Here is a 25,327-nt window from a genome sequence, read left to right on the forward strand (position 1 = left end):
CAACATTACAACTTTGTAATGTTCGCGTCATGTTTAAGACAGGTCTATTTTCTATACTCAATACATATTCTGGTATGAAGGAGTAAGGAAATGGGGTTTAAAAAGTCATCACAACAGGTTAGCACACCACGAAGACGATTTGTTCAAGGCTTAATTGCAGGAGGTGTACTTGCTGCTTTTCCGAGTGTATTACATGCTGCATCATCTTTAGTAACAGGAACAATAACAGGCACTGTGCCCGAACTTAGCGGCAAAGTAATTGATCTGGTTATAGATGAATCGCCGGTTAACTTTACTGGCGTAGTACGTATGGCGACAACTATCAATGGCTCTATACCCGCCCCTACCTTGCGCCTCAAAGAAGGCGATGACGTTACTATTAGAGTAACAAATAAGTTATCAGTACCGAGTTCAATTCATTGGCATGGCATTATTTTACCGTACCAAATGGATGGCGTACCTGGTATCAGTTTTAAAGGCATTATGCCTGGCGAAACCTTTGTTTATAAATTTAAATTACAACAAAGCGGTACATATTGGTATCACTCACATAGTGGCTTTCAAGAAATGACTGGCATGTACGGTGCATTAATTATTGAACCGCGAGAAAAAGATATTATTAGTGCAGATAACGAGCATGTTATTCAATTATCTGATTGGACTGATGATGACCCAATGGCGCTGTTCCGCAAATTAAAAATACAGAGTGATGTATTTAACTTCAATCAGCCCACTGTTCCAGAATTTTTTGATGACGTTTCAAATAGCGGTGTTTCGAATGCTTTGCAACGCCGCAAAATGTGGAATCAAATGAGAATGAATCCTACAGATTTAGCTGACTTATCTGCATCAGCAATGACCTTTTTAATGAACGGTAGTACGCCAATGTCAAATTGGCGAGGAATGTTTAAAGTTGGAGAAAAAGTAAGACTTAGGTTTATTAATGGCTCAAGCAATACTTTTTTTGACGTTCGTATTCCAGAACTAAAACTAACAGTTGTACAAGCTGATGGGCAAAACGTTGAACCAGTGACAGTTGATGAATTTAGATTCGGCCCTGGTGAGACCTACGACGTAATTGTTGAGCCTAAAAATGATGCCTATACGATTTTTGCTCAAAGTATGGATCGCTCTGGTTACGCAAAAGGAACTTTATCAAGCTCGCCTAATATTGATGCGCCAGTACCTGCACTTGACCCTGTTGAATGGTTAACGATGACCGATATGATGGGCAATATGACCCACGGCGGTGAGCATTCTGCAATGGCAGGTATGGCTGGCATGTCAGGTATGAACTCTAAAGAAATGGATCATAGCGCTATGGAGCACGGTGCAATGGCGATGGATCATAGCAAACATGGTATGTCTGAAAACCCATTGGCAGTTGCCAGCCCTAAAGTGCGTCATGCCAAAACGGAGTATGGAGCTTCAGTTGATATGCGCGTTGATATGCCTAGAACAAATCTTGATGATCCTGGTATTGGTTTACGTAAAAATGGTCGCCGTGTTTTAACACTTGCAGATTTACACTCACTTGAAGGGGTCACTAACCAGCAAGAGCCAGAAGCTGAAATTGAGTTGCATTTAACCGGAAATATGGAACGTTATAGCTGGTCATTTGATGGCTTAGAATTTGGTAAAAGCACGCCAGTGCATATGAAGCATAACCAACGTTTAAGAGTTATTTTACAAAACGATACCATGATGACGCACCCTATGCATCTGCATGGTATGTGGAGTGATTTAGAAAACGAGCAAGGTGATGTGCAAGTGCGACGTCATACAATACCTGTTCAACCCGCACAAAGAATCAGCTTTTTAACCACCCCTCACGATGTAGGGCGCTGGGCTTGGCATTGCCATTTATTATTCCATATGGATGCCGGCATGTTTAGAGAGGTAGTCGTATCATGAAACAATTAAAACTATCTAAATCATTTAGTTTATTAATGTTAACTGGGGCTTCATTAATTAGTTTCCCTTTATTAGCGCAAAGTGAAATGGCACAAATGAATAGCGCTAAGATGCAACCACAAGGAGGAAGTGCACCTAAAGATGCAAGAGACCCCCATGCTTACTCTGCGGGAACAACTTTAACAGAAGGCCCATATGCGCTTGAGGGCAATGAGCGATTAACACTCGCTGATGAGCATCCATTTTACGCATTACTAGGCGATCGTCTTGAATATAACGAGCAAGCAAACGCAGGTGTATTTGACTTACAAGCATGGTACGGCACTACCTTTGATCGATTGGTAATTAAAACCGAGGGTGATTTCAGCGAAGGAAGTATTGAAGAAAACCAAACCGATATTTTATGGGGTCACGCCGTATCAGCATATTGGGATACTCAAGCAGGTGTTCGTCTTGATTACAATAAAGAAGGTGAAAATCGGCAATGGTTGGCTTTTGGCTTACAAGGTTTAGCCCCTTATTGGTTTGAACTTGATATGACAGCATACGTAGGTGAGCGAGGCAATACCGCATTTACGTTAGAGGCAGAGTACGAACTACTACTCACGCAAAAGCTAATTATACAACCGCGAGCCGAAATTACACTTTATGGCAAAAACGATAAACAAAACGAGCTTGGAAGTGGCCTATCAAGCAGCGCGATTGGCTTTAGGGTTCGTTATGAATTTACACGCCAGTTTGCGCCCTATATTGGCGTTGAATGGGGCAATAAATTTGGCAATACCGCCGACTATGCCACATCAAGTGGACAAAGTAGCAACAACACCGCATTTGTTGCGGGTATTAAATTTTGGTTTTAATCATTTTAAATAAGAGGTAATTATGAAGTTTTTTAACTCTGCAGTAGCCATTTTAGGTTTAGTGCTTACATTTTCCGCATCAGCGCATATATCACTCAAGCAATCAATACCTGCACAAGAAGCCATGTTAATGCAAGGACCAGAGGAACTTTCGTTAATTTTTAGTGGTGAAGTAAGGCTAGCAAAAGTCATCATCAAAGATGAAAAAAATAAAACAATAAACTTTGATTTCAAACCCAGCGCCACCCCAAGCACAGACTTTAATTGGTCATTACCGAGCCTAGCCCAAGGCACTTACACGGTTAAATGGACAGCACTGGGTGGTGATGGACATAAAATGACTGGCACGTTTAGATTTATGGTACATAAAAATGAATCGCATAAGATGATGCAAGAACAATCTAATACCCACAGCAAACATAATCATTAAGTAGCAACATCATGCAATTAAGTGAATGGTCAGTGCTCTTACTATTATTAAAACTAGCAAGCTATATAGCAATTGTAGGGCTTGCGGGCACTTTATTAATGCGCTTTATGTGTGGCAACAGCAATGTTGCAGGGCATCACTTAATTAGCTTTCATCAGTTCTTAAAACGTTGGCAAATTACGTGTGTAGTTACAGGTAGTATTGCTGCACTTTTACAAGTACCTATAGAAGCTGGAGCAATGGCTGAATTAGGCTTTATGGGAATGTTTGACCCCTTTATGCTTGAAATTGTTTGGCAATCAGTCATAGGTGACCAAGCAAGGTTTAGAATACCAGCGCTTATTATTGCTCTAATTAGCGCATGTATGTGGAATGTGGAATCAGATGATAACGTAGCAGGTTATAAAAACGATGCCGTTATACTAATCATGCTTGGGTTTATCGCTTATAGCTTCACTTTTACTGGGCACAGTGCAAACGAAAATGGGTTAGTGAAAAGTATTTTAACCTTTCACCTTATTGCCATTGCGAGCTGGTTAGGGTCATTGTGGCCGCTTTACAAAAGCTGCACTTTACTACCTACCAGTGAAGTAAAGCGGTTAATGCATTACTTTGGTCAACTCGCTATTGTTATTGTATTTGTACTACTTATTTCGGGCTTAACTCTGCTCCTGCAGTACCTAGAGTCATTTTCTGCATTGTTTACATCAGATTATGGGCAACTAATTTTATTAAAGCTGTTACTCGTCAGCGCGATGCTGCTCCTAGGTGCATGGCATAAGCTTTTTTTAGTCCCGCAAATCACTCAACAACACCATATAAGTATATTAAAACGCTCGATTACTGTTGAAATAGTAATTGCCCTGTTTGTACTTATTACAACAAGTGTATTTACCACACTTGTTGGTCCGCCTATTTAACGATTAATAAAAAGGGAAACGTATGTTAATTAAATCCTTTAATTTAAAAATTTTATTGCTACTAATTTTTAGCACTGTTAGTTCTTTTACTGTTAGTGCACATGACGATGAAAAATATTCAAAAAAAGGCAAGGCCTTTGTCAATGTTGATAGCGAGGCTGCAAAAACAGTCAGCCTATTTCATGCATCTCTAAAACAAGGTAATCGCGAAGCTGCACGTAAATTACTGGCCGACGATGTCATCATTTTTGAAGGCGGAAGTGTTGAGCGTTCTGCAGATGAATACGCGAAACATCATATGATAGCGGATATGAAATTCTTAAGTGCTGTTAATAGTGAACTACTAGAGCATCAAGTTTACACAAATGGAGACATAGCTTACTCAATTTCAAGAAGTAAAACTCAAGGAAAGTACAAAGGAAAAGATATTAAGTCTATGGGAATGGAATCAATCACATTAAAAAACACCGATACAGGTTGGAAAATCACTCATATTCATTGGTCAAATTAAGGAGTTAAGAATGCGAGTAATCTACATTACCTCAGCGTTATTTTTATCATTAACTATGTCATTTTCGGCGATAAGTATCGAAAAACAACATAAAGCATTAATAACTTATGAGAATTCAGAAAAACCTAAAATTGAGCTTACCGTTTATAAAAGTAAAAATTGTGGATGTTGTAATAAGTGGATTGCTCATTTGAGCGAAAACAATATTCAAACAAAAGCAATTAACGTCAATGACATGGGGACGATTAAATCTCAGTATCAAATAAAATCAAATATGCGGTCATGCCATACAGCCGTTTCAGCCGATGGATTTGTATTTGAAGGTCATGTTCCCGCCAAACATATAAAACAGTTTTTAGCTGAACAACATCCTGAAAAGACGATAGGGCTCTCTGTTCCCGCTATGCCTGCTGGTACGCCAGGTATGGAAATGGGCGATCGCTTTTATAAATATAATATTGAAATGCTTACGCACGATTTACAGCAAAATACTTATAAGCATATTAGCAAATACGCTGAGCAGTTTTAACACTTATGGCACAACTCTTGATGTAATATTAAACATTGATTCAATGATTAAATATATAGTGGGTTTACGCCTAATAACCTGTAAGAATTACCCATTGGTATAAATGATATACAAAGTAAATGATAGAAAGGAGCCATCTAATGTCGCAGTATTTAAAGTTTTTCTTAATGATAGCCACATCAACATTAGTCATGTTTGTACTGATGTATTTGAATACTTATCAGCTAAGTCATGTTTTTTTTAGTGAAACTCGCACTTATATGGCGCTTTATATGGGAGCCATGATGGCAGTGATAATGCTACTTTTCATGCTCAATATGTATAAAGATAAAAAGAAAAATATAACAGTACTCATTGCTAGTGTTACCGTATTTGCGGGAAGTTTATTTTTAGTTCGATCACAAGCGACTGTTGATGATAGCTCATGGATGTCGGCGATGATCCCACATCATTCAATTGCAATACTCACCAGTGAAAGGGCAAAAATCAAAGATAAGCGAGTCCAAGAGCTTGCAACAAATATTATTGAGGCACAGCGTCGTGAGATTAAAGAAATGCAGTGGTTACTAAAGGATATAGAGAAAAATGGCCTAGCAGAAACTCAGGAGCAAGCACAATCTAGGACCGTACCGGATTTTAATGCTAAGTAAAATTTTATACCAATACATAAAAGGGAGCTAAACATGAGTAAATCAGCCCAACTTTTTAGAATGGCCACAGATGAGCATATTTGTCCGTTTGGTTTAAAATCAAAAGACCTACTAGAGCGAGAGGGATATACAGTTGATGATCAGCTATTAACTTCTCGAGAGCAAACAGATGAATTTAAAAAACAACACAGTGTAGAAACTACACCTCAAACATTTATTGATAATAAACGTATAGGTGGCTATGACGACTTACTCGATTACTTTGATAAGCCAAAAGCTGGGCAAGAAGGTACAACTTACACGCCCGTGATTGCGATTTTTTCGGTTAGTTTTTTGCTTAGTGTGGCATTTAGTTTTGCAGCGAATAATAGCTTATTATCAATGCAAACCGCTGAACTGTTTGTAGCCCTAACAATGGCAGTGTTAGCAATACAAAAGCTTCAAGACTTATTTAGCTTTACTAATTCATTTATAACCTATGACTTAGTCGCTATGAAAGTAGTCAGGTACGCCTATGTTTACCCATTTTTAGAAGCATTTGTTGGCATTGGAATGATAGCCGGATTACCAGCCTATATTATTGCCCCTATTTCATTGTTCATAGGTGGGGTTGGTGCTGTTTCAGTGATAAAAGCAGTCTATATAGATAAACGAGAGTTAAAATGTGCGTGTGTAGGCGGTGACAGTAACGTACCACTAGGGTTTATCTCCCTAACAGAAAACCTGTTTATGATCGCTGCCGGTATTTGGATGTTTGTTAAGTAAACAACAGCTTTAATTTAAAAACATGATGATGTACTAGTGTGATTACCAAGGGATTATGTCGCTCTAATTACCGAGCGACTTTGTCGTAAATAGCATATCAGCTGTACTAGCTCATATCAGATCTCACAGTTTAAGTGAATAAGTTTAGACTTCATCAGGCAGACTGCTATGAGCGAAAAGCAGACATTGACCGTTAATCGTTTCAACGACGGCAATTAGCCATACGTTGCATGTTTGCTCCCTTACTGGTTTTACGATATCCAAAACCGACATAACGACCATTAAGCAAATACCAAAGTAAAATAGGTATGTGCTTCAATCATATAGCCAAAGAGGATAAAGCGTTAATAGCACTGCTACAGGCCCTAGAATGCTGAAGACAGCTCTGGTATGGTTTTTATTTTTGTGCCAGTTGTATAAGTTTACCAATAGTTCCAAAGATGCAAAAATAGGTAAAAGCGTATTTACAGCTATTCCTTCGAAGTGAGAGAAGAAGCCTAGTCCTAATGCCGATGCAAGTGACCTTAATGCAGGGAAGCAGGCCGTGCCGCTAGCCAAACGCCACTAGAGCCTACTCTGTCTAATATTTTATTTATCATTTGAAAGTCTATTGGTTGATATTACCATCATTCTAAACTCCGTATATAAGTACGGAGTCAATCATTTTAATGAATCAATTATGGGGCAATGTGTTGGATCTTCGTTTTGCATACAGGTATTTGTCATATCCACAATTACTTTCTCTAAACGTTGAAGGTCATTAATTTTGTCTCGAATGATTGCTAACTTTTGTCGGCTTAATAGCTCAACTTGAGTGCAGTTGCTGTCCATAGACATTAGCGATTTTATTTCTCTTAACGTAAAGCCGAGCGCTTTGGCTTTTGTGATAAACCTAAGTTGTCCTGCTATTGTTTCGTCATATTGTCTATAACCAGATATTGGTTTTTCAGGTTGTGTAATCAGCCCTTCTCGTTCATAAAAACGAATGGTTTCTACATTTAAATTTAATGATTGTGCTAATTTGCCAATGGTTTACATTATTGCCTTTGTGAATACTACTAATCTAAAGTTATATTTAGTTTAGCTATCCAATGATTTGATGATGCCGCACGCTTCAATTGTATTGTCTGAACCACAAGCACTTGCCATCTGTTGTAATTCAGCTTTAAGCGCCCTTAATTCTTTCATACGTTTATTCACTAGTGCAAGTTGCTGATCAATTAATGCATTAACGCTAGAGCAGCTTTCTTCTGGCTTATTTTTTAATTCGATAAGACGTTTAATATCATTGAGTGATATATCTAGGCTGCGACAATGCTTTACGAATTCCAATTGTTTAAGTGCTTTACTATCATACAGCCTGAAATTACCTTCTGAACGGTTTGGATTTAACAGTAATCCTTCTCTTTCATAATATCTAATCGTTTGTATTGAACAGCCCGATTTTTTTGACAATTCGCCTATTTTCATCAATTTCCCCCAGACATTTGACTCTATAGTTACTATAGGATCTATAGTATAGGTATGCAACGAAAGGGATATATAAAAATGACTGAGAAATATTTAAACAATACGAATATCGTTAATTTTGAACACAAAGATATCCAATCCCTGATCGATCAACGAGGGTGGAAAAATTTGGATAATTTCAACAAAATTGGTGCCGCTTATCAGTTTGTAAAAGATGAAATAATGTTTGGCTATAACAAGAGTGATGATATTTCAGCAAGCGATGTGCTAGCAGATGGTTATGGACAATGTAATACTAAGGGTAATCTGTTAATGGCACTATTGCGTGGACTAGGTATCCAGTGTCGTTTCCAAGGTTTTACCATTGATCAGCAACTATAAAAAGGTGCTATCCTAAGCTTGTATTTTGGTTAGCACCTAAATACATCATTCATAGTTGGGTAGAAGTTTACTTTGAAGGGCGTTGGATAAACTTAGAGGGCTTTATATTGGATGAGCAATACTTAAGCTCACTACAGCAGAAATTTAGCCAAGCAAAAGATGAGTTTTGTGGTTATGGTGTTGCAACAAAGTGCTTATCTTCACCCGGTACGGATTGGCGTGGAGAGGATACCTATATTCAAAAAGAAGGTATTCATGACGACTTTGGGCTTTATGATTCACCAGATAAGTTCTATCTCGAAAAAGGTACTAATCTATCAGGTGTAAAACGTTGGTTGTATCAACGAGTGATCCGACATTTGATTAATATGAATGTATCAAAAATAAGAAATAAAAAAGTACTGGAGGTACAAAATGCACAACCATAGTCACAGTCATCAGCATGGTAAAGACGACCGGATTGGTTGGGCATTTTTCCTTAATGTGATATTTACCATTATCGAATTTATAGGTGGTTGGCTCACAAACAGTACGGCGATAATGGCGGATGCCGTTCACGATCTTGGTGATAGTCTTTCAATAGGTTTTGCGTGGATTTTAAGTCGTTTTTCAGATAAAGAAGCATCAGACAAATTCAGCTATGGTTATCGCCGACTTACACTTTTTGGTGCATTGGTAAATAGTATTGTTTTGATTATCGGCTCTATTTGGGTTTTATTTGAAGCAATACCTAAGCTGTCCAATCCTGAAATGCCTGTAGTTGAGGGGATGTTAGGGCTAGCCATACTCGGTGTTGCCGTAAATGGTTATGCGGTATTCAAATTAAAAGCGGGTGAAACACTAAATGAAAAAGTGCTGACATGGCACCTACTTGAAGATGTACTCGGTTGGGTTGCCGTTCTTATAGTCTCTATTGTATTGTTGTTCGTTGAACTGCCGATATTAGATCCTCTATTATCAATAGGGTTTACGCTGTTTATCTTATTTAACGTTTTCAAAAATCTTAAATCAACATTGGTGCTTTTTCTTCAAGCTGCACCCGATAAAGAGACCCAAGAGCGTATTAAGCAGTCATTAATTGAATTTCCTGAAGTAAATGGTATACACCATATGCATTTTTGGTCACTGGATGGTGAAAGTCACGTTTTAACAGCGCACCTTGAGCTGAGTGACAACTTTGACGTTAAAGAATTAATTAAGCTTAAACAAGAGGTTGCAGCTAAATTATCTTCCTATCATTTATCGCATACGACGATAGAGTTTGAGTTTTTAAATGAAAATTGTAGGGATGAAGCAGAGTAAGTTTTATCAATAAAATTTTGGAGCATACAATATAAAAAGCAGCTTAATTAGGCATAACTTAGTAATTAAGCTGCTTTTTTGCTTTTAGATTTCGTCGGATTGCTGTTTGTTACTCTCAGCGCCATGCGCCCATTGATATAAAATAGGCAATACAAACAAAGTTAAAATGGTAGAAGATACAATACCGCCGATAACAACTGTTGCTAGTGGTCGTTGTACTTCTGCACCAATTCCAGTGTTTAACGCCATTGGAATAAAACCTAAACTTGCGACCAGTGCCGTCATTAAAATAGGTCTTAAACGAATGATGGCACCTTCAATGATCGCTACGTATAGGTCGCCTTTTTCATGCCAAAGATCTCGAATAAAAGCCAACATAACCAAGCCATTTAATACTGCGACACCTGACAATGCAATGAAGCCGACACCTGCCGAAATTGATAAGGGCATGTCTCTTAAATAAAGTGAAAATACGCCCCCTGTTAATGCTAAAGGCACGCCACTGAAAATGATTAATGCATCTTTTAATGAACCAAATGCTATAATCAAAATACCTAGGATAACAACCAATGTTATCGGTACAACTAGGCTTAATCGCTTACTTGCTGATTCTAGTTGTTCAAACGTTCCACCATAATCAAGCCAGTATCCTGCTGGAATTTCTCCTTCCTGATTAATTTTAGCTTTAACTTCTTTTACAAAACCGCCTAAATCTCTACCACGAACATTGACGGTAACCACAACTCTTCTTTTTCCGTTCTCTCGGCTAATCTGCGCGGGTAAAGACTCTGATTTAAGCTCTGCAACTTCTTCAATTGGCACATAGTTACCATTCTCAAGTGGAAGCGGCAGGTGCTTCAAGCTATCGATATCCGTTCTTATTTGCTCTGGTAGGCGAACAACTAACTCAAACCGTCTGTCACCTTCATAAATGATCCCCGCAGATTCACCGCCAATCGCAGTGGCAACCCAGTCTTGCAATTCGGTAACGTTCAATCCATACCTACCAAGCGCTTCTCGTTTAGGAATTACTGATAAAGATGGAACACCTGTGACCTGTTCTATTCGAGCATCAGCGGCACCATCCACGGTTTTCACAATATTTAGAATATCTTTTGCGGTAAGTAATAACCGATCCAAATCATCACCAAATATTTTGATGCCGACATCAGCTCTAACGCCAGAAATCAATTCATTGAAACGCATTTGAATAGGCTGAGTGAATTCATAGTTGTTGCCTGGAATGTTTTTCAGTACTTTTTCCATTTCTTCAACTAATTCACTTTTTGGTTTTGAAGGTTCGGCCCATTCTTTACGTGGTTTTAAAATAACAAAGATATCAGCAATACTCGGTGGCATTGGGTCGGTTGCTACTTCTGGTGTGCCAATGCGCGAGAATACTTTATCAACTTCAGGAAACGCTTTAATACGTTGCTCAAGTACTTCTTGCATTTCTACTGATTGCTCTAGGCCAGTCGATGGAATTCTTAATGCCTGTAGTGCAATATCACCTTCATTTAATTGAGGAACAAATTCTGTCCCAAGCGTAGTTGCTAACCAAAGGCTATACCCCATTAACAGCGTTGAGAATGAAACAATAATCCAACGAAATTTCATCGCCATTTTTAACAATGGTTCATAAATAGACTTGGTTGAACGAATAACTACACTTTCTTTTTCGCTGATTTTACCTTTCATAAACACAGCTACAGCAGCAGGAACCAGTGTAACTGAAAGGATCATTGCGGAAATTAACGCCATAACGACAGTTGCCGCCATAGGGTGGAACATTTTCCCTTCAACGCCAGTTAGCGTGAAAATGGGGATGTAAACAACAGTGATAATTGCCACACCAAACAAGCTTGGACGTATCACTTCTGAAGTGGCTTCAAAAACGGTATTTAGGCGTTCTCTTAAGTCTTGCCTATGACCGTTGTGTTGGGCCTGTGCTAACCTACGGACAGAGTTTTCAACGATGATTACAGCCCCGTCCACTATCAAGCCAAAGTCCAATGCGCCGAGACTCATTAAATTGGCAGATACTCCTGCTTGCACCATACCTGTGATTGTCATTAACATGGAAATAGGGATAACAGCAGCGGTAATGAGAGCTGCACGTAAATTTCCAAGTAGAATAAATAACACAACAATAACTAAAAGCGCACCTTCAACGAGGTTTTTGGTAACGGTTGCAATCGCTTTATCTACTAACGTTGTTCTGTCGTAAACAGGCTCTGCGGTAATGCCCTTTGGCAGAGATTTTTGTATTTCGCTGAGCTTATGTTCCACTTCTAAAGCAACGGTGCGAGAATTCTCACCAATCAGCATCATGGTTGTACCAAGCACTGTCTCAATGCCATTACGAGTAGCAGCCCCTGTTCTAAGTTCTTTGCCTATAGCAACATTGGCAACATCACTTATTTTTACAGGAATACCATCGTTCTTTTTGATGATGACATTGAGGATTTCATCCATTGTCGCAAGTTGCCCGATGGAGCGCACTAACACTTGTTGTCCGTTTTGCTCAATATAACCCGCGCCACGGTTATCATTATTTTTACGTAATGCATCAGAAACGTCTTCAAAGCTTACCTGATGAAAAAGTAATTTTTCGGGTTTCGGCGTTATATGATACTGCTTGTTATAGCCGCCGATGCTGTTGACCTCAATGACGCCTTTAACTTGAGCCAATTGCGGTTTAATGATCCAGTCTTGTATTTCTCTTAAGGCAATAGCGGTATAAGGCTCTCCATTAGGCATTTTAGCGTCAGGAGAAGCTTGTACGGTATACATAAATATTTCACCAAGCCCTGTGGAAATAGGACCCATCTCTGGCTCTAAGCCAGAGGGAATAACGCCTTTTATCGCAGCTAATCTTGCATTGATTAAGTTGCGTGCGAAATAAATATCGGTTCCCTCTTCAAAGATAACGGTCACCTGGGATAAACCATATCTTGAAAGAGAGCGGGTGTGAGACAGCTTTGGTAGTCCAGCTAATGCGTTTTCTACTGGAAAAGTTACCCTTTGCTCCGCTTCTAAAGGTGAATAACCGGGGGCAGAGGTATTTATTTGTACCTGTACGTTTGTTATATCTGGAACAGCATCAATGGGAAGTTTTTGATAACTCCACATACCAACGCCGATGATTACCATCAGCAAGCTTAATACTAAATAGCGCCTATTTATTGCAAGACGCAAAATTGATTCAATCATATTGCGTCTCCTAATCGTCGTCTTCTACTTCAGATTTCAAGATATCTGCTTTAATCAGATAACTGTTTTTGTTTACATATTCAGCGTCTTTACTGAGGCCATCAATGACCTCGATATAGTTTTTGTCTGAACGACCAAGGACAAGTGGTGCAAACTCGTACTCTTCATTTTCTTTTACAAAGACACCTAATTGTCCATCTAGCTCTTGTATGGCAACTTTCTCGACCGCTAAATCCACCTCAAATTGGTTTATCTTTACGTTGCCTTTTAATAATTGACCTGACGTTAGCTTTAACTCAGTGTTGTTTAATCGTACCCGTGCTAAAACATAAGGCTGATCTTTAGCTGGAATAATATTAGTGATGACTGAACTGAATGCGTGTTCACCTTGCTCAATATCAACATGCTGACCGACTTTGATTTGATTATATTGGCTGGTAAACACCTTAAATTCAGCCCACAAGGTGTCAAATTTGACGATTTCAAACAAGCTAGTGTTTTGCGTGATACCGCCAATATTTCCATTTCGCTGTAAAACAGTCCCAGAAACAGGCGATGTTATTTTATAAGTATTTAAGCTCTCATTAGATTCAATAACGGCTAATAGATCGCCTTTTTTTACCGTATCACCAACAGTGAAGTTTATTGTCTTTATAACGCCGTTATATCTAGCGCTAACTTGAAATAATTGTTCAGCGCCTATCGTCGTAGAGCCGTATACAGGGATAGTTTGGTTCAACGTTTTTGAAGCTAAATAGGCTGTTTCAACACCAACCTTTTTTGCCATGTTATTGTCGATTTTGCTTATGCCTTCTTCGCCTTCATGTTCATCTTCACTAGCGAAAACACTTTGAATGGGTGATAGATACCCAATAAAAATCAATAGTGCGAGTAAATAGTTTTTCATTTTGAATTCCTAAACGATTCAGTTAATCACTGAATCAATAAATTGTTATTAAACTTAAAGTGATGTTTATTTAGAGTGACAGCGCTTCGTTTGTTAGTTTTTCTATCTCTGCGCCATAAATTAGGGCAGCAGATGCCGCGTCAATAAGGGTTCGCCGAGCATTTAACAGCTCTTGTCTAGCCGATACATAATCAAGATATCCATATCGACCTTTTTGATAGGCGTCTTGAGTATCTTCCAGTGCATCTTCAAGCATTGGGATAACCGACTGCTTTAATGAATTAGCTGTTAATATGGCTTGTTTTCTATTGGAGTATGCTCGTAGTAAGTGATTTCTAAATCTTAACTTAGTCGCCTCTTTCTCTATGGCAACTTGGTCACGCTCTGCTAGCGCACTAGCGATTGCGCCAGAATTTCGCTTTTCAGCAAACAAAGGTAAGCTAAAGCCAGCGACCAGTGCCGTATCATTGGCTTCTTGAGAGCGCCTAACACCAACAGACCATTTGATATTGGCCGTTGACTCTGTTTTAGCCAACTGTAACTCGGCCTCTTTTAGTCGCTGCTCACTTGCATAAACTTGAATAGCAGGGTTTTTCTCTAATTTCGCAAAGAGACTACTAAAATCACTATCATTGCCAAACTGAAACAGATCTCCAGTTACTCTAGAGAATGACACTGATGTTTCTCCCCAGTAAGCTGATAAAGAAAGCTTTAGATATTCCAAGCGCTTTTGTTCAGATTGAAGGGTGAGGTTAGCCTGAGCAATAACTGCTTTTGAGCGTTTCACTTCAGCCTCAGGAGTAGCACCTGCGCGGTTACGCTGAGATACAATCTCTAAGGTTTCTTGTGCTAAGCTCAAAGCATTTTCTGCCAATATAACTCTTTGTTGGGCTGCAAGTACTTCCACGTACTTCTCAGTGACTTGAGCCATTAAATTAAGCGCAGAGACTTCTTTTTCAGCAGTGAGTAGTGTTCTTGATTTTGAAACAATTCCAATCCGCGCTGAGCGTTTATCTCCCATTTCGATAACCGAAGATAGAGCGACTGTTAATTCAGCACTGTCGAATGTATTAAATTCACCTGAGCCTGCAAAGTTCTCAGCTTCAAGCTCTAGTTCATAAGCAGGATTTAAACTTGCGATTTGTTCTCGTCCAATTAATGCCGTTTGCTTGAAATCAAATATTTTAAGTTCTGGATTTTGTTTAAGCGTCCACTGAATTGCCTCTTGAAGGTTTAACTGCTTCTCAAAGGCATAAACATTAAATGTAAAAAGTGACAAAGCGAGAAACGCGATATATTTAAGCCGAGGTGTTACACACCTTAAAATTGCTATCTTGCGATGCACACAGGTATTAAGTGCCATGTATACTTTCCTATAAATTTATATGTGATATTTAGGTCATTAACATTTGACCTTTCTTAATTTTCTATAAAATTTAGGCGTATTTAGGTGGGCGGAATGGCACCGAGATATAGCCTTTTAGCTCAGGGGAAACTAAGGCGTAGGTAGGGAAATATTCTATTGCTTGTAAAATATTACAAGAAGAATCTGTATTTAAAAATAACTGACAGCAGCAACAAAAATTACAATTATCAATTAAAGTTTGGCTATTACCCTCCTCAAATAAATTAGAGCTTTCAGGAGCTTTTAGCGGGGTAATAGACTCAGTTAGTGATATATTAAAAGAACTTTCAATTAAGTTTCCTTCAATCTCTTCTTGCGAAAAAAACACAGACTGCACCGCGATTAAAATCATTATCACGTATGATATATATGGTTTAAAATATGACGGGTGCATTCTTTTAACTACTTTCTACTTAAGACTTTAGCTGTAAGATGCGGCGAGCACCGTTTAAAACGACAACAGCAATAATCAAACCAATCACTAAATCTGGATAACGGCTGCTAGTTACTGTAACTAATAAGCCAGCTAAGATTACACCTACGTTTGCGATTACGTCATTTGCGGAAAAAATCCAACTCGCTTTCATATGAGCGCCGTCTTCTTTGTTGCCAAATATTAAAAACAGACAAGCAATGTTAGCGATTAGTGCTATTCCACCAAATATCATCATTAAAGAAGAGATAGGTTCACTACCGTAAATAAAGCGTCTTACGACTTCACTCAAAGCACCTAGCGCTAGAATAATTTGAAGTACACCAGATATATGTGCCGCTCTAAGTTTCATGCTTATGCTTTTACCGACAGCATATATAGCTAAACCATAAACAGCAGCATCAGCAAACATATCTAATGAGTCGGCAATAAGGCCAGCAGATTGCGCAATAATCCCAGCAATTACTTCTATAAAAAACATGACTCCATTAATGGCTAACAACCATTTTAGCGTTGATGCTTCTTTCATCTCATTTTTTTGGGCTAGATCTTTTGCTTTTGCAGCTTCGGTGCTGCAACTTTCTTTAGTTGATGCCAACTCTGCACCGAGATTGAGTTGTTGTAATTTTTTTGTTATCTCATCTAAATTTTCATCATGAAAAACCTTGACTAAACGGCTAGGAATATCAAATTGCAACCCAACTGAAGGCTCAATTGAGTCAAGTGCTAACCTAATCAATCTCTCTTCTGAAGGACAGTCCATTTGAGGTACTTTAAATGTACTGACAAACGCGCCACTATAGTTATCTAATTGTGTATCAATTTTTACATCTTCATTGGTAGAAGATGATTGACACTGACCACTACATTTTTCTGACATATTTAACACTCCGTAATAATATTAAAATAAGTATAAAATCTATAGTGGCTATAGAGTCAAATAAAAAATTATTTAATGTAAAAGCGTGGAAACTGAATTGAAAAGCTAGTTTAAGAAAATAGTTTCTGCTAGTATTTTAAATACTATATTTAACTGGTGATAACTTTGAACCTTAATGTTGTACTAAAAATGCTCTTGGTTATTTCGATTGTTTTACAATCGTTAACTGCTGTAGCATCCTCAACATCTGAGAATCACCAAATAGATATAGAGCACCTTCAAACTCAACATGATCATGCAGATGATCGAAATGTCTCAAATGATAATGTAGGTGATGAGCAGCATAATGAAAAAGATTGTCATCACTGCGGTCATTGCAGTGGCAGCCACTTATCTTGGATTTTAGTCAGTAATTCAAATACCACGGGCAAACTAAACATTATCAATAAAACGCCTTATCAAATTGATCAAACAAATACTTACCTTGAAGCGATACTTCGCCCACCCATTTCTTAATTAGATTGATTTTTAATGACCTATTTGTCCATGAGAAGGATAAAGGGTTCGTGTTTATAAATTAAAAAATTAAGAAGTTTTATGTATATATTTTTAAAAAATACAGGTTTAACCCTGTCTTTATGCATGGCTGTGAGTTTTTCAGTTGCCACTTATGGCAAACAGAAAAGTATTTCATGGCTAGATAGTCAAATAAATAAAGATCCCGAAGTTGTTGCGGCTAAAGAGTTACTTAATGCAAGTAATCATAGAGCCAAAAGCTTAACTCAAGCCGTATATAACCCAGAGCTTGAAGCAAGCTATGAAAAAGAAGGTGATTTTGATAATTACTCTATTGGTATCAGTCAAACGATAGATTTTTGGGATAAGCAATCAACAAATAAAACCATTGGTGAAATTGATGTTTATGCAAACCAGCAACAATTGTTATCTCTACTCGATTCTAAAAAGGCTAATGCCTTAACTGCATTAGTTAATTGGCAAGCAGCAAAAAAAGCTGCTCAGTTACTTTCAGAAAGAGAAGAGCAATTGCAAACGCTCGTTGGAATTGTTGAAGACAAACGAAAAGCTGGACTTCTAGAGCCACTTGACGCTGAGCTAGTCTATTTAAACTTGTCGCAAATTTTTAGTGAAATATCTGAGTCTCAAATTGCTTTGAAAAATGCAGAGGTAAAGGTTCAGGAGTTATTGCCTGATTGGACGCCTAATACTACCAATTTGTTTTCATTTACTTTTGGAGCAACAAGCTACTCATTTAACTCCCAGTGGGTTGAGGAACATCCAAAAGTTAAACTTGCTAGAGCGAAATGGAAGGGACAACAATCTAAAGCTCAACTAACCACTATGGAATCTAAAGCTGATCCAACCATTGGCGTTAGCGCAGGGAAAAGTGGAGATGAAGACTTGGTTGGTGTGACTTTTTCAATGCCTTTAAACATCAGAAATAACTATACAGATAATGTTAAAGCCGCTTATTCAGAAGCCATTGCAGCCGAGGCGAATTTTCAGTCGGTATATCGAAAGCAGTCTTTTGAAGCAAAAGCTAATTATGAATCGCTTAATGTCAGTAGAAAATATTATGAGCAATGGCAAAAACTGACAAAAGGCAGATTAGATAGCAGCGAAAACTTATTAAATAAGCGCTGGCAAGCTGGTGATATTAATACTTCTGACTACTTACTTGCATTAAATCAACGTGCGGAAGGGCTTCATGCAGGAATACGTTTGGAAAATCAATTCAAGCTTGCAGAAATATCCTTCATTTTAAGTATGGGTCAGTTATCCAAATTTGATATTTGAGCGCTTTGTTTTTTCAGTAGCGAAAAACGAAATCTTAAATTTATTAAAAATATAGGTTACAAAAATGAATACAGTAATTAGTAAAAAATTTTTAGCCGTAGTAATTAGCAGCCTGTTAGTTGGGTTTACTACAAATCATGATGCTTTTGCACAGTCGTCAGATGGAACTGGTTCTGTCACAAACGTTTCGAAACAAGAAGAAAAAGAACATCAAGATGAGCATGAACACGAAAAGGGACATGAAGAAGATATAGGTGACCATGACGAGCACGGCCATGAAGGTGGTAATAAAGAGGGAGAAGAAGAACATGAAGAAGGTATCACTATTGATCCAAAGAAGATGTCGCTTGCTAAAATTAAAGTGGAAAGTGTTAAGCCTGAATATCAATTTAGCTCCGTATATGCACCTGGCGAAATAAAAGCTAATGGCTATAAAAGTTATGTGGTATCACCACGTACAGAGTCAGTCATTATCAGTCGCCATGCAGCGCTTGGCGAGTATGTAGAAATAGGTCAGAAGTTAGTTACATTATTTAGTGAAGCAATGGCACAAGCACAAGCTGACTATTTAATCGCTTCAACCGAATGGCAACGTGTAAAAAAGCTGGGTAATAAGACGGTGAGTGAAAGTCGATTATTACAAGCTGAAACAACATACAATGCGAGCTATGGCAAGCTCATTGCTTTAGGGTTAACTGAAAAAGCAATAAATGGTATTTCTAACAAAGACATTAAAGCATTTGGGCAATATGCATTAACGGCGCACCGTGAAGGTGTCGTGCTTCAAGACGACTTTATCCAAGGGCAACGTGTTGATGCTGGGGATTCAGTCATGTTGTTAGCTGATGAAAAACAACTATGGGTTGAAGCAAAAGTTTCTCCAAATAAAAAGCTAAATTTATCAATTGATTCTCCTGCGGTACTTAAATTAGAAGGCCAGAGTTACAATGCCAAAGTTATCCAAGAAGCCCATACAATTGATCCCGTAACTCGTACAAGAATTATTAGATTGGGGGTACAGAATGCTGATGATAACCTTCATTCAGGTATGTTTGTAAAAGTTTACTTTCAGTTTGCCACAAAGCAGAAAGTGATGGCTGTGCCAGAAGAAGCATTGATCCGCAGCGCAGATGGTGATTGGACCGTATTTGTCGAAGACCACCCTGGAGAATTTAAAGCTGTAGAAGTAGAACTAGGCCGAGCCTTAGGTGATTTTAGGGAAATCATTGGCCTTGATAGTGGGACGCGAATTGTAACCAAAGGCGCATTTTTTGTTGCTTCTGAAATCGCTAAAGGCGGATTTGATCCGCATAACCACTAAGGAGCAAGACTATGTTTAATAAAATAATAGATTGGTCTGTTAATAATAGACTCCTGATTTTGATTGCGCTGTTTGCCACAATTGTCGGCGCAATTATGGTTATACCAAAACTAAATTTAGATGCCTTTCCTGATGTTACTAATGTTCAAGTTGCTGTAAATACTGAAGCGCCAGGACTAGCTGCTGAAGAAGTTGAACAACTCATTACGTACCCCATTGAAGCGGTCATGTATGCCTTACCTGATGTAGAACAAGTGCGCTCAATTTCTAAAACAGGCTTGTCTGGCGTCACGGTTGTTTTCAAAGAAGGCACCGACATTTACTTTGCAAGACAACTTGTATTTGAGCGTCTTCAAGCCGCAAAAGAACTGATACCAGAAGGTGTCGGCACACCCGAAATGGGGCCAAACACCTCAGGGCTAGGCCAAGTATTTCAGTACCTTCTTATTTCAGATAAAGATGCAGGCTATGATGCTATGGCACTCAGGAGTCTCAATGATTGGGTAGTAAAATTACTCGTTATGCCTGTCGATGGTGTTACTGATGTACTCTCCTTTGGAGGTATTGTTAGGCAGTACCAAGTAAATGTAGATCCATCTAAGCTTCTTTCTTATAACCTAACGCAAGAAGACGTTGTTGGTGCCCTAGATAACAACAATGCCAATGTTGGCGGATGGTATATGAACCGTGGGCAAGAGCAGCTTGTTATTAGAGGTGCAGGTTGGTTTGAAAGTGGTGACGCTGGTATTAGTAATATCAAACAAGTTCCCGTCAAAACAGTTGATGGGACAGTTGTGACGGTTTCGGATATTGCTAAAGTTGAAATGGGCAGTGAAATTCGTCAAGGTGCTGTCACAATGACGCGCAAAACCGAAGACGGTAAAGTCGAAAATTTAGGTGAAGTTGTCTCTGGCATTGTCTTAAAACGCATGGGGTCTAATACTAAAGCCACCATTGATGGTATCAATGCAAGAATCCCATTAATTAATCAAGCATTGCCTAAAGGTGTTCGCTTTGAACCATTTTATGATCAGGCTGATTTGATTGAAAAAGCCGTTGATACAGTAGTTGATGCACTATTACTAGCATTTATTTTCATCTGTATTGTATTAGCACTATTTTTAATGAATATACGTGCAACCTTCCTTGTCCTAATATCTATTCCAATTTCAATTGGTATCGCGTTAATGATCATGGCTTGGTGGGGCATTTCTGCAAACCTTATGTCATTGGGTGGCATTGCCGTAGCCATTGGTATGCTAGTTGATGGTTCAGTCGTGATGGTTGAAAACATGTTTAAGCATTTAAATAGACCAGACTCTACCCATTTAAAAACTGTAAAAGAAAGAGTGCCTAGTGCTGATACTGATCCACATGATGTAGAACAAGATGAGCATGGTATTAAGTTACGTCTTCAAAATGCGGGTAAAGAAGTGGCTCGTCCCGTATTTTTTGCAGCTTCTATTATTTTAGTCGTATTTACGCCTTTATTTAGCTTTGAAGGTGTTGAGGCAAAGTTATTTCAACCTATGGCAATAAGCATCATTTTAGCTGTTATATCTGCTATTGTGGTTGCGTTGTTTGTTGTACCCGCTTTAGCTACTTATTTATTTAAGTCAGGTGTAAAAGAGAGGGAAAGCTTTGTTCTTAGGCCATTAGACAAACTCTACAGAAAAGGGCTTACATTCGCACTAAAACGCACCAAATTAGTCATTTCAGCCGCACTTATATTAGTTTTCTCTGCCTTTGCATTAGTTCCATTAATTGGTACTGAATTTGTACCTGAGTTAGAAGAAGGGACGATAAACTTAAGAGCAACGCTTGCACCTTCTTCCAGTTTAGATACCGCGCTCACTGTGGCACCAATTCTAGAAGAAAAACTAATGGCTTTCCCTGAAGTAACCTATGCATTAAGCCGAATTGGTCGAGCAGAAATAGGTGGAGACCCAGAGCCTGTGAATAACATCGAAATTTACATAGGGTTGAAGCCTGTTTCTGAGTGGACCAGTGCATCTAATCGATATGAACTTCAAGGAAAAATGGAGAGATCTTTAGAAGAATTCCCTGGGTTGCTACTCAACTTTTCTCAACCTATTGCGACTCGTGTCGATGAGCTACTATCTGGTGTTAAGGCTCAGTTGGCGATAAAGTTGTTTGGGCCTGAACTTGAGGTACTGGCGGCTAAAGGTCAAGAAATAGAAACAGCAATTAAAAACATTGAAGGTGCAAGGGATGTTGCATTGGAGCAAATTGCTGGTGAAGCGCAATTGGTGATAAGTCCTAACAGGCAAGAACTATCGCGCTTTGGATTGTCTGTGAGTGACATAATGGAGGTTGTGCGTGATGGTATTGGTGGTGTTGAAGCCGGACAAATAATCAATGGTAATGAACGTTATGATATTTACGTTCGCATAGAGGAAGAGTACCGAAGTAACAAAGAAGCTATTGCTGATATTCGGCTTCAATCACCTACTGGTGCTTGGGTGCGACTGGGTGACGTAGCCTCAGTCTCATTTGAGTCAGGCCCACCACAAGTTAGACGCGATGATGTACAACGAAGAGTCGTTATCCAAGCAAATGTACAAAATCGAGATATGGGAAGCGTGGTTGCCGATATCAGAACGGTAATTGCTGAAAAGGTTGACTTACCTTCAGGTTATTCTGTTTCGATTGGCGGCCAGTTCGAAAGTCAAAAACGTGCTCAAAATAGGTTAGCTATAGTTGTACCTTTATCGTTAGCACTAATCGCACTACTACTTTACTTTGCCTTTGGTTCTGTTGGTCAAGCTATGCTGATATTGGTCAACGTGCCGCTTGCTGTAATTGGCGGAGTTTTCTCCTTATATTTATCTGGACAATACTTGTCTGTACCAAGCTCCGTTGGCTTTATTACCTTATTTGGTGTAGCGGTATTGAATGGGGTCGTTATGGTAGAAAGTATCAACCAACGTATTAAAGACGGTCTAGAAGCATCTAAAGCCGTTTTTGAAGGCGCTACTTCAAGATTAAGACCTGTACTTATGACTGCTATAACATCAGCTTTAGGTTTGATACCGATGTTAATGTCTAATGGTGTTGGTGCAGAAATACAGCGCCCCTTAGCGAGTGTTATTGTTGGCGGCTTGGTAACTGCAACACTGTTAACATTATTTGTTTTACCTGTTTTATATCGCTGGTTTTCAGAGAAAAAAATAAAAGAGCTATCCAGATAAAATGACTGTGAACTCTAACCCCACGCTAAAGTCACGTTTAGCGTGGGGTTATTGAGTAGATGAATGAAAAGAAAGATTAGATTTAACAATAAACTAATAGTCATGACTGCTTTGTCGGAATATTTGTCGTTAAACAGGCCAAAGCTAACTTCCGCTTTCGTATCTTTGCAGTCTTAATCTTTATGTGTCTCAAGGTCGGCTTATGGCACAGAGCCGTCCTTCGGCTCTAACTCATTTATGTCCAAAAACGAGCTAGAGCGACTATCCGCTGTACGCTGTACGCTTATAGCGATTTGCCAGATGAAACCTAAGCCTAATCATTAAAACTCTATGGAGTGATGTGAATCACTACAAATTACCCTATAACAAAAGCCTCAATAACACGCTCTCTAAACCCACCAAAGGCTTGTAAAAAACTTGCTTCTTTAGGTTCAGTTTTCAGCTGGTTTGATCCATTTAAGCCCCACGAAAATAATAAATCATCAATTTCAGCAATCGGCTGACTATCGGGCCGCGTAGAGCTTGTCTTTTTATGAGTCTCTGTTCCAAAATACTCATTAGCTATGGCGTTATTTCTTATCAATACGCAAGTGTCGGGTAGCTCTTGGTCAATTCTATTTGCAAAAGTGCTTAGTGTTTCTTCGGCGAGGGTAAATAACCAAGCCTCTTGGTTAGGGGAACTATTTACTCTTAATATTCGTCCTAAAACTTGTCTGAAATAAAGTTCGGTTTTAACTCTGCTTAAATGACAGCACACTTGCAGCCTTGGTATGTCAGTACCTTCCGATACCATACCAACGCTTACAATCCATTGTGTGTTGCTAAAGCGAAAAAGACTGATTCTCTCGCCAGCATCGCTTTCTTTATAAGTAACTATGGTTGCTGATTGATGGAAAAGATCGGTGAGTACAGTCACTATTTGCTCTGCATGTTCAACAGAAGAGGCAACAATTAACCCTGCGGCATTGCTATTCTGCTGCCTAATAGAAGCAAGTTTACTTACCCCTTGAGCAACAATGTAATTAATGACAGCTTCGTGCTTAATTAGATCTTGGTAGGAAATCGATGGATCTTTTAGCAAAGACTTTAATGAGTTATAGGTTTTAGTTTCTTGTTTTGTGGTTGTTACCGAAATCTCTTCATTATCAATTAAAACAATTTTGGGGTTACGGCAAACGCCATCATTAACCGCCTGTTGCAGCGAGTAAGTGTAATTACATATTATTTTATTATCAGGGTCGCTATAAGTCGCCAGCGCAATTGGGAGAAGGTCAGAGCGCCAAGGTGTGCCTGTTAAAGCCAGCGTGAAAGCAGCGTGGTGTTGAATGTTTTTAACAATATCTTGCCCCCATACATTGGCATCCTCAATGCTCGAACCAGCACAATGGTGTATTTCATCAAACACCACTAACACACGGTTGTTCTTTAATAGCTTCCAGTAGTCGTCATTAAAAAAGCGCATATTTTGATAAGTATACGAGCAACCAACTGAGCCAATAATACCGTCAAAATTACAGTTTAACCGTTTAGCAAATGTCTTTCTAATACCATTGGCCACCTCACTAGAGGGTGAAAAACAAATCACAAAGTCTATTTGCTTAGTTTCAAATAAATACGCTGCAACTTCTGCTGCCAATACGGTTTTACCGGCCCCTGGTGTAGCTAAACAAAAAAAGTGCTTATTACTTTGGGAGTAATGCTTTTTAACTGCCGATAAGCAGGCTGCTTGCCAACCTCTTAACATGGTTGTTTTTCTGTTATTTTATTACCCAATAAAGTCTGCAAAGCGTTTATTTTGCCAAGTAATTTAATCGACTTTTCCTTTGCTTGAGTGTGATGCAGCTGCAACTGTTCTTGCAGCTTAGGGTAGCGTGCAGAAAGGCGCTGATACTCTTTAGCTTCTTCAAGCAAAGTACTCAAATCAATCTCGTATGTTAATAAATCTTTTTTAAGTTCTTCTTGGTACTCAATAACTTTAACAGTTTCGGTCGAAATATCAGGAGCGCCAATATTTGCAGTATCTATTTGTTTTACTTTACCTCGCCTAGAAGTAGGAACGATTTCTAAACTTGAAAAAAGCTCTGTTGTTGAATATATAACCTCCTTAGCTCCCTTGTTTAATTTATTGGTTCGTCTTAAGAGTCCATTTGCAACATTGCGAGTTAATTGACGATATACAAACTTTCGGGTTTCTACTGCATCGGTAAACTCAGATTTTTCACGCAATAAAGCCTCTTTCGCTTGCGTCACAGTGAAATCATTCATCTGTTTGATTACCAAAAGAAAATGTAAAAATACATTCATATTCGCTTTTTTACTCATTGCTAAACCTTACTACTCACCATAAACTTAGGATTCCTAAGTATACATGCTCATGTAAAAACTAGACAATCATTTAAATGTGAGAGT

Annotated in this window: 23 protein-coding genes and 1 pseudogene; 14 read left to right on the top strand and 10 right to left on the bottom strand. The window is 38.7% G+C overall.

Annotated features, from left to right (window positions below):
* Positions 1-90: 90 nt before the first annotated feature.
* The 8 genes from ALFOR1_RS08145 (at position 91) to ALFOR1_RS08180 (ending at position 6,579) form a co-directional block, all read left to right on the top strand.
* Positions 91-1,914 (top strand): copper resistance system multicopper oxidase, encoded by a 1,824-nt coding sequence (locus ALFOR1_RS08145; RefSeq protein ID WP_036972186.1) that lies wholly within the window; start codon positions 91-93, stop codon positions 1,912-1,914.
* On the top strand, positions 1,911-2,774 hold the full coding sequence (locus tag ALFOR1_RS08150) for a copper resistance protein B (RefSeq protein WP_036972184.1): 864 nt from the start codon (positions 1,911-1,913) through the stop codon (positions 2,772-2,774). The genes ALFOR1_RS08145 and ALFOR1_RS08150 overlap by 4 nt, the downstream gene beginning before the upstream one ends.
* A gap of 22 nt (positions 2,775-2,796) precedes the next feature.
* The gene (locus ALFOR1_RS08155) at positions 2,797-3,204 is read left to right on the top strand and encodes a copper resistance CopC family protein (protein ID WP_004588802.1); all 408 of its coding nucleotides are present in this window, start codon (positions 2,797-2,799) and stop codon (positions 3,202-3,204) included.
* An 11-nt stretch (positions 3,205-3,215) separates the two neighbouring features.
* Positions 3,216-4,124, top strand: coding sequence for a copper resistance D family protein (locus ALFOR1_RS08160; protein WP_055016677.1), 909 nt, complete (start codon positions 3,216-3,218; stop codon positions 4,122-4,124).
* Between the two features lie 22 nt (positions 4,125-4,146).
* Positions 4,147-4,635, top strand: coding sequence for a YybH family protein (locus tag ALFOR1_RS08165; RefSeq protein WP_008109928.1), 489 nt, complete (start codon positions 4,147-4,149; stop codon positions 4,633-4,635).
* Between the two features lie 10 nt (positions 4,636-4,645).
* Positions 4,646-5,164 (top strand): DUF411 domain-containing protein, encoded by a 519-nt coding sequence (locus ALFOR1_RS08170; RefSeq protein ID WP_024032684.1) that lies wholly within the window; start codon positions 4,646-4,648, stop codon positions 5,162-5,164.
* Positions 5,165-5,304: 140 nt separating this feature from the next.
* Positions 5,305-5,814 (top strand): DUF305 domain-containing protein, encoded by a 510-nt coding sequence (locus ALFOR1_RS08175; protein ID WP_024032683.1) that lies wholly within the window; start codon positions 5,305-5,307, stop codon positions 5,812-5,814.
* Between the two features lie 33 nt (positions 5,815-5,847).
* Positions 5,848-6,579: a MauE/DoxX family redox-associated membrane protein gene (locus ALFOR1_RS08180; RefSeq protein ID WP_024032682.1), complete on the top strand. Its 732-nt coding sequence runs from the start codon at positions 5,848-5,850 to the stop codon at positions 6,577-6,579.
* A gap of 315 nt (positions 6,580-6,894) precedes the next feature.
* On the opposite strand, the gene ALFOR1_RS20655 is transcribed toward ALFOR1_RS08180, so the two are convergent.
* The 3 genes from ALFOR1_RS20655 to cadR all read right to left on the bottom strand — a co-directional run bounded on the left by ALFOR1_RS20655 (position 6,895) and on the right by cadR (position 8,049).
* On the bottom strand, positions 6,895-7,137 hold the full coding sequence (locus ALFOR1_RS20655) for a MerC family mercury resistance protein (protein ID WP_327077832.1): 243 nt from the start codon (positions 7,135-7,137) through the stop codon (positions 6,895-6,897).
* Between the two features lie 102 nt (positions 7,138-7,239).
* Positions 7,240-7,608, bottom strand: coding sequence for a MerR family transcriptional regulator (locus ALFOR1_RS08185; protein ID WP_028834999.1), 369 nt, complete (start codon positions 7,606-7,608; stop codon positions 7,240-7,242).
* Between the two features lie 51 nt (positions 7,609-7,659).
* A complete protein-coding gene (gene cadR, locus ALFOR1_RS08190; protein WP_002962247.1) occupies positions 7,660-8,049 on the bottom strand; it encodes a Cd(II)/Pb(II)-responsive transcriptional regulator in 390 nt (129 codons plus the stop codon).
* A gap of 78 nt (positions 8,050-8,127) precedes the next feature.
* Between cadR and ALFOR1_RS08195 the strand changes: the two are divergent.
* Both ALFOR1_RS08195 and ALFOR1_RS08200 read left to right on the top strand, forming a co-directional pair.
* Positions 8,128-8,858: pseudogene (locus ALFOR1_RS08195) on the top strand (transglutaminase-like domain-containing protein).
* The gene (locus ALFOR1_RS08200) at positions 8,845-9,732 is read left to right on the top strand and encodes a cation diffusion facilitator family transporter (RefSeq protein ID WP_002962252.1); all 888 of its coding nucleotides are present in this window, start codon (positions 8,845-8,847) and stop codon (positions 9,730-9,732) included. The pseudogene ALFOR1_RS08195 and the gene ALFOR1_RS08200 overlap by 14 nt, the downstream one beginning before the upstream one ends.
* Before the next feature lie 84 nt (positions 9,733-9,816).
* Here ALFOR1_RS08200 and ALFOR1_RS08205 read toward each other — a convergent pair whose 3' ends face one another.
* The 5 genes from ALFOR1_RS08205 to ALFOR1_RS08225 all read right to left on the bottom strand — a co-directional run bounded on the left by ALFOR1_RS08205 (position 9,817) and on the right by ALFOR1_RS08225 (position 16,570).
* Entirely contained in the window at positions 9,817-12,945 is a 3,129-nt protein-coding gene (locus tag ALFOR1_RS08205; RefSeq protein ID WP_002962253.1) for an efflux RND transporter permease subunit, read from the bottom strand.
* A 10-nt stretch (positions 12,946-12,955) separates the two neighbouring features.
* The gene (locus ALFOR1_RS08210) at positions 12,956-13,852 is read right to left on the bottom strand and encodes an efflux RND transporter periplasmic adaptor subunit (RefSeq protein WP_104642650.1); all 897 of its coding nucleotides are present in this window, start codon (positions 13,850-13,852) and stop codon (positions 12,956-12,958) included.
* A 70-nt stretch (positions 13,853-13,922) separates the two neighbouring features.
* Positions 13,923-15,215, bottom strand: a complete 1,293-nt coding sequence (locus ALFOR1_RS08215) for a TolC family protein (RefSeq protein ID WP_002962255.1) — start codon at positions 15,213-15,215, stop codon at positions 13,923-13,925.
* 73 nt (positions 15,216-15,288) lie between these two features.
* Positions 15,289-15,585, bottom strand: a complete 297-nt coding sequence (locus ALFOR1_RS08220; protein WP_232007049.1) for a hypothetical protein — start codon at positions 15,583-15,585, stop codon at positions 15,289-15,291.
* A gap of 85 nt (positions 15,586-15,670) precedes the next feature.
* Positions 15,671-16,570: a cation transporter gene (locus ALFOR1_RS08225; protein ID WP_002962256.1), complete on the bottom strand. Its 900-nt coding sequence runs from the start codon at positions 16,568-16,570 to the stop codon at positions 15,671-15,673.
* 156 nt (positions 16,571-16,726) lie between these two features.
* Between ALFOR1_RS08225 and ALFOR1_RS08230 the strand changes: the two genes are divergently transcribed.
* From ALFOR1_RS08230 to ALFOR1_RS08245, 4 genes are all read left to right on the top strand, one after another.
* Entirely contained in the window at positions 16,727-17,086 is a 360-nt protein-coding gene (locus tag ALFOR1_RS08230) for a hypothetical protein (protein WP_227006932.1), read from the top strand.
* A gap of 81 nt (positions 17,087-17,167) precedes the next feature.
* Entirely contained in the window at positions 17,168-18,385 is a 1,218-nt protein-coding gene (locus ALFOR1_RS08235; RefSeq protein WP_104642651.1) for a TolC family protein, read from the top strand.
* Between the two features lie 64 nt (positions 18,386-18,449).
* Positions 18,450-19,706, top strand: coding sequence for an efflux RND transporter periplasmic adaptor subunit (locus tag ALFOR1_RS08240; RefSeq protein ID WP_104642652.1), 1,257 nt, complete (start codon positions 18,450-18,452; stop codon positions 19,704-19,706).
* A gap of 11 nt (positions 19,707-19,717) precedes the next feature.
* Positions 19,718-22,918, top strand: coding sequence for an efflux RND transporter permease subunit (locus ALFOR1_RS08245; protein ID WP_004588883.1), 3,201 nt, complete (start codon positions 19,718-19,720; stop codon positions 22,916-22,918).
* 355 nt (positions 22,919-23,273) lie between these two features.
* On the opposite strand, the gene ALFOR1_RS08250 is transcribed toward ALFOR1_RS08245, so the two are convergent.
* Positions 23,274-24,662 carry a DEAD/DEAH box helicase gene (locus tag ALFOR1_RS08250; protein ID WP_104642653.1) on the bottom strand — a complete coding sequence of 463 codons (1,389 nt, stop codon included), beginning with the start codon at positions 24,660-24,662 and terminating at the stop codon, positions 23,274-23,276.
* Complete coding sequence (locus tag ALFOR1_RS08255; RefSeq protein WP_104642654.1) at positions 24,656-25,240, bottom strand: hypothetical protein; 585 nt, start codon at positions 25,238-25,240, stop codon at positions 24,656-24,658. The genes ALFOR1_RS08250 and ALFOR1_RS08255 overlap by 7 nt, the downstream gene beginning before the upstream one ends.
* Between the last annotated feature and the right edge of the window lie 87 nt (positions 25,241-25,327).

The sequence above is a fragment of the Pseudoalteromonas carrageenovora IAM 12662 genome (assembly GCF_900239935.1).
Lineage (GTDB): Bacteria > Pseudomonadota > Gammaproteobacteria > Enterobacterales > Alteromonadaceae > Pseudoalteromonas > Pseudoalteromonas carrageenovora.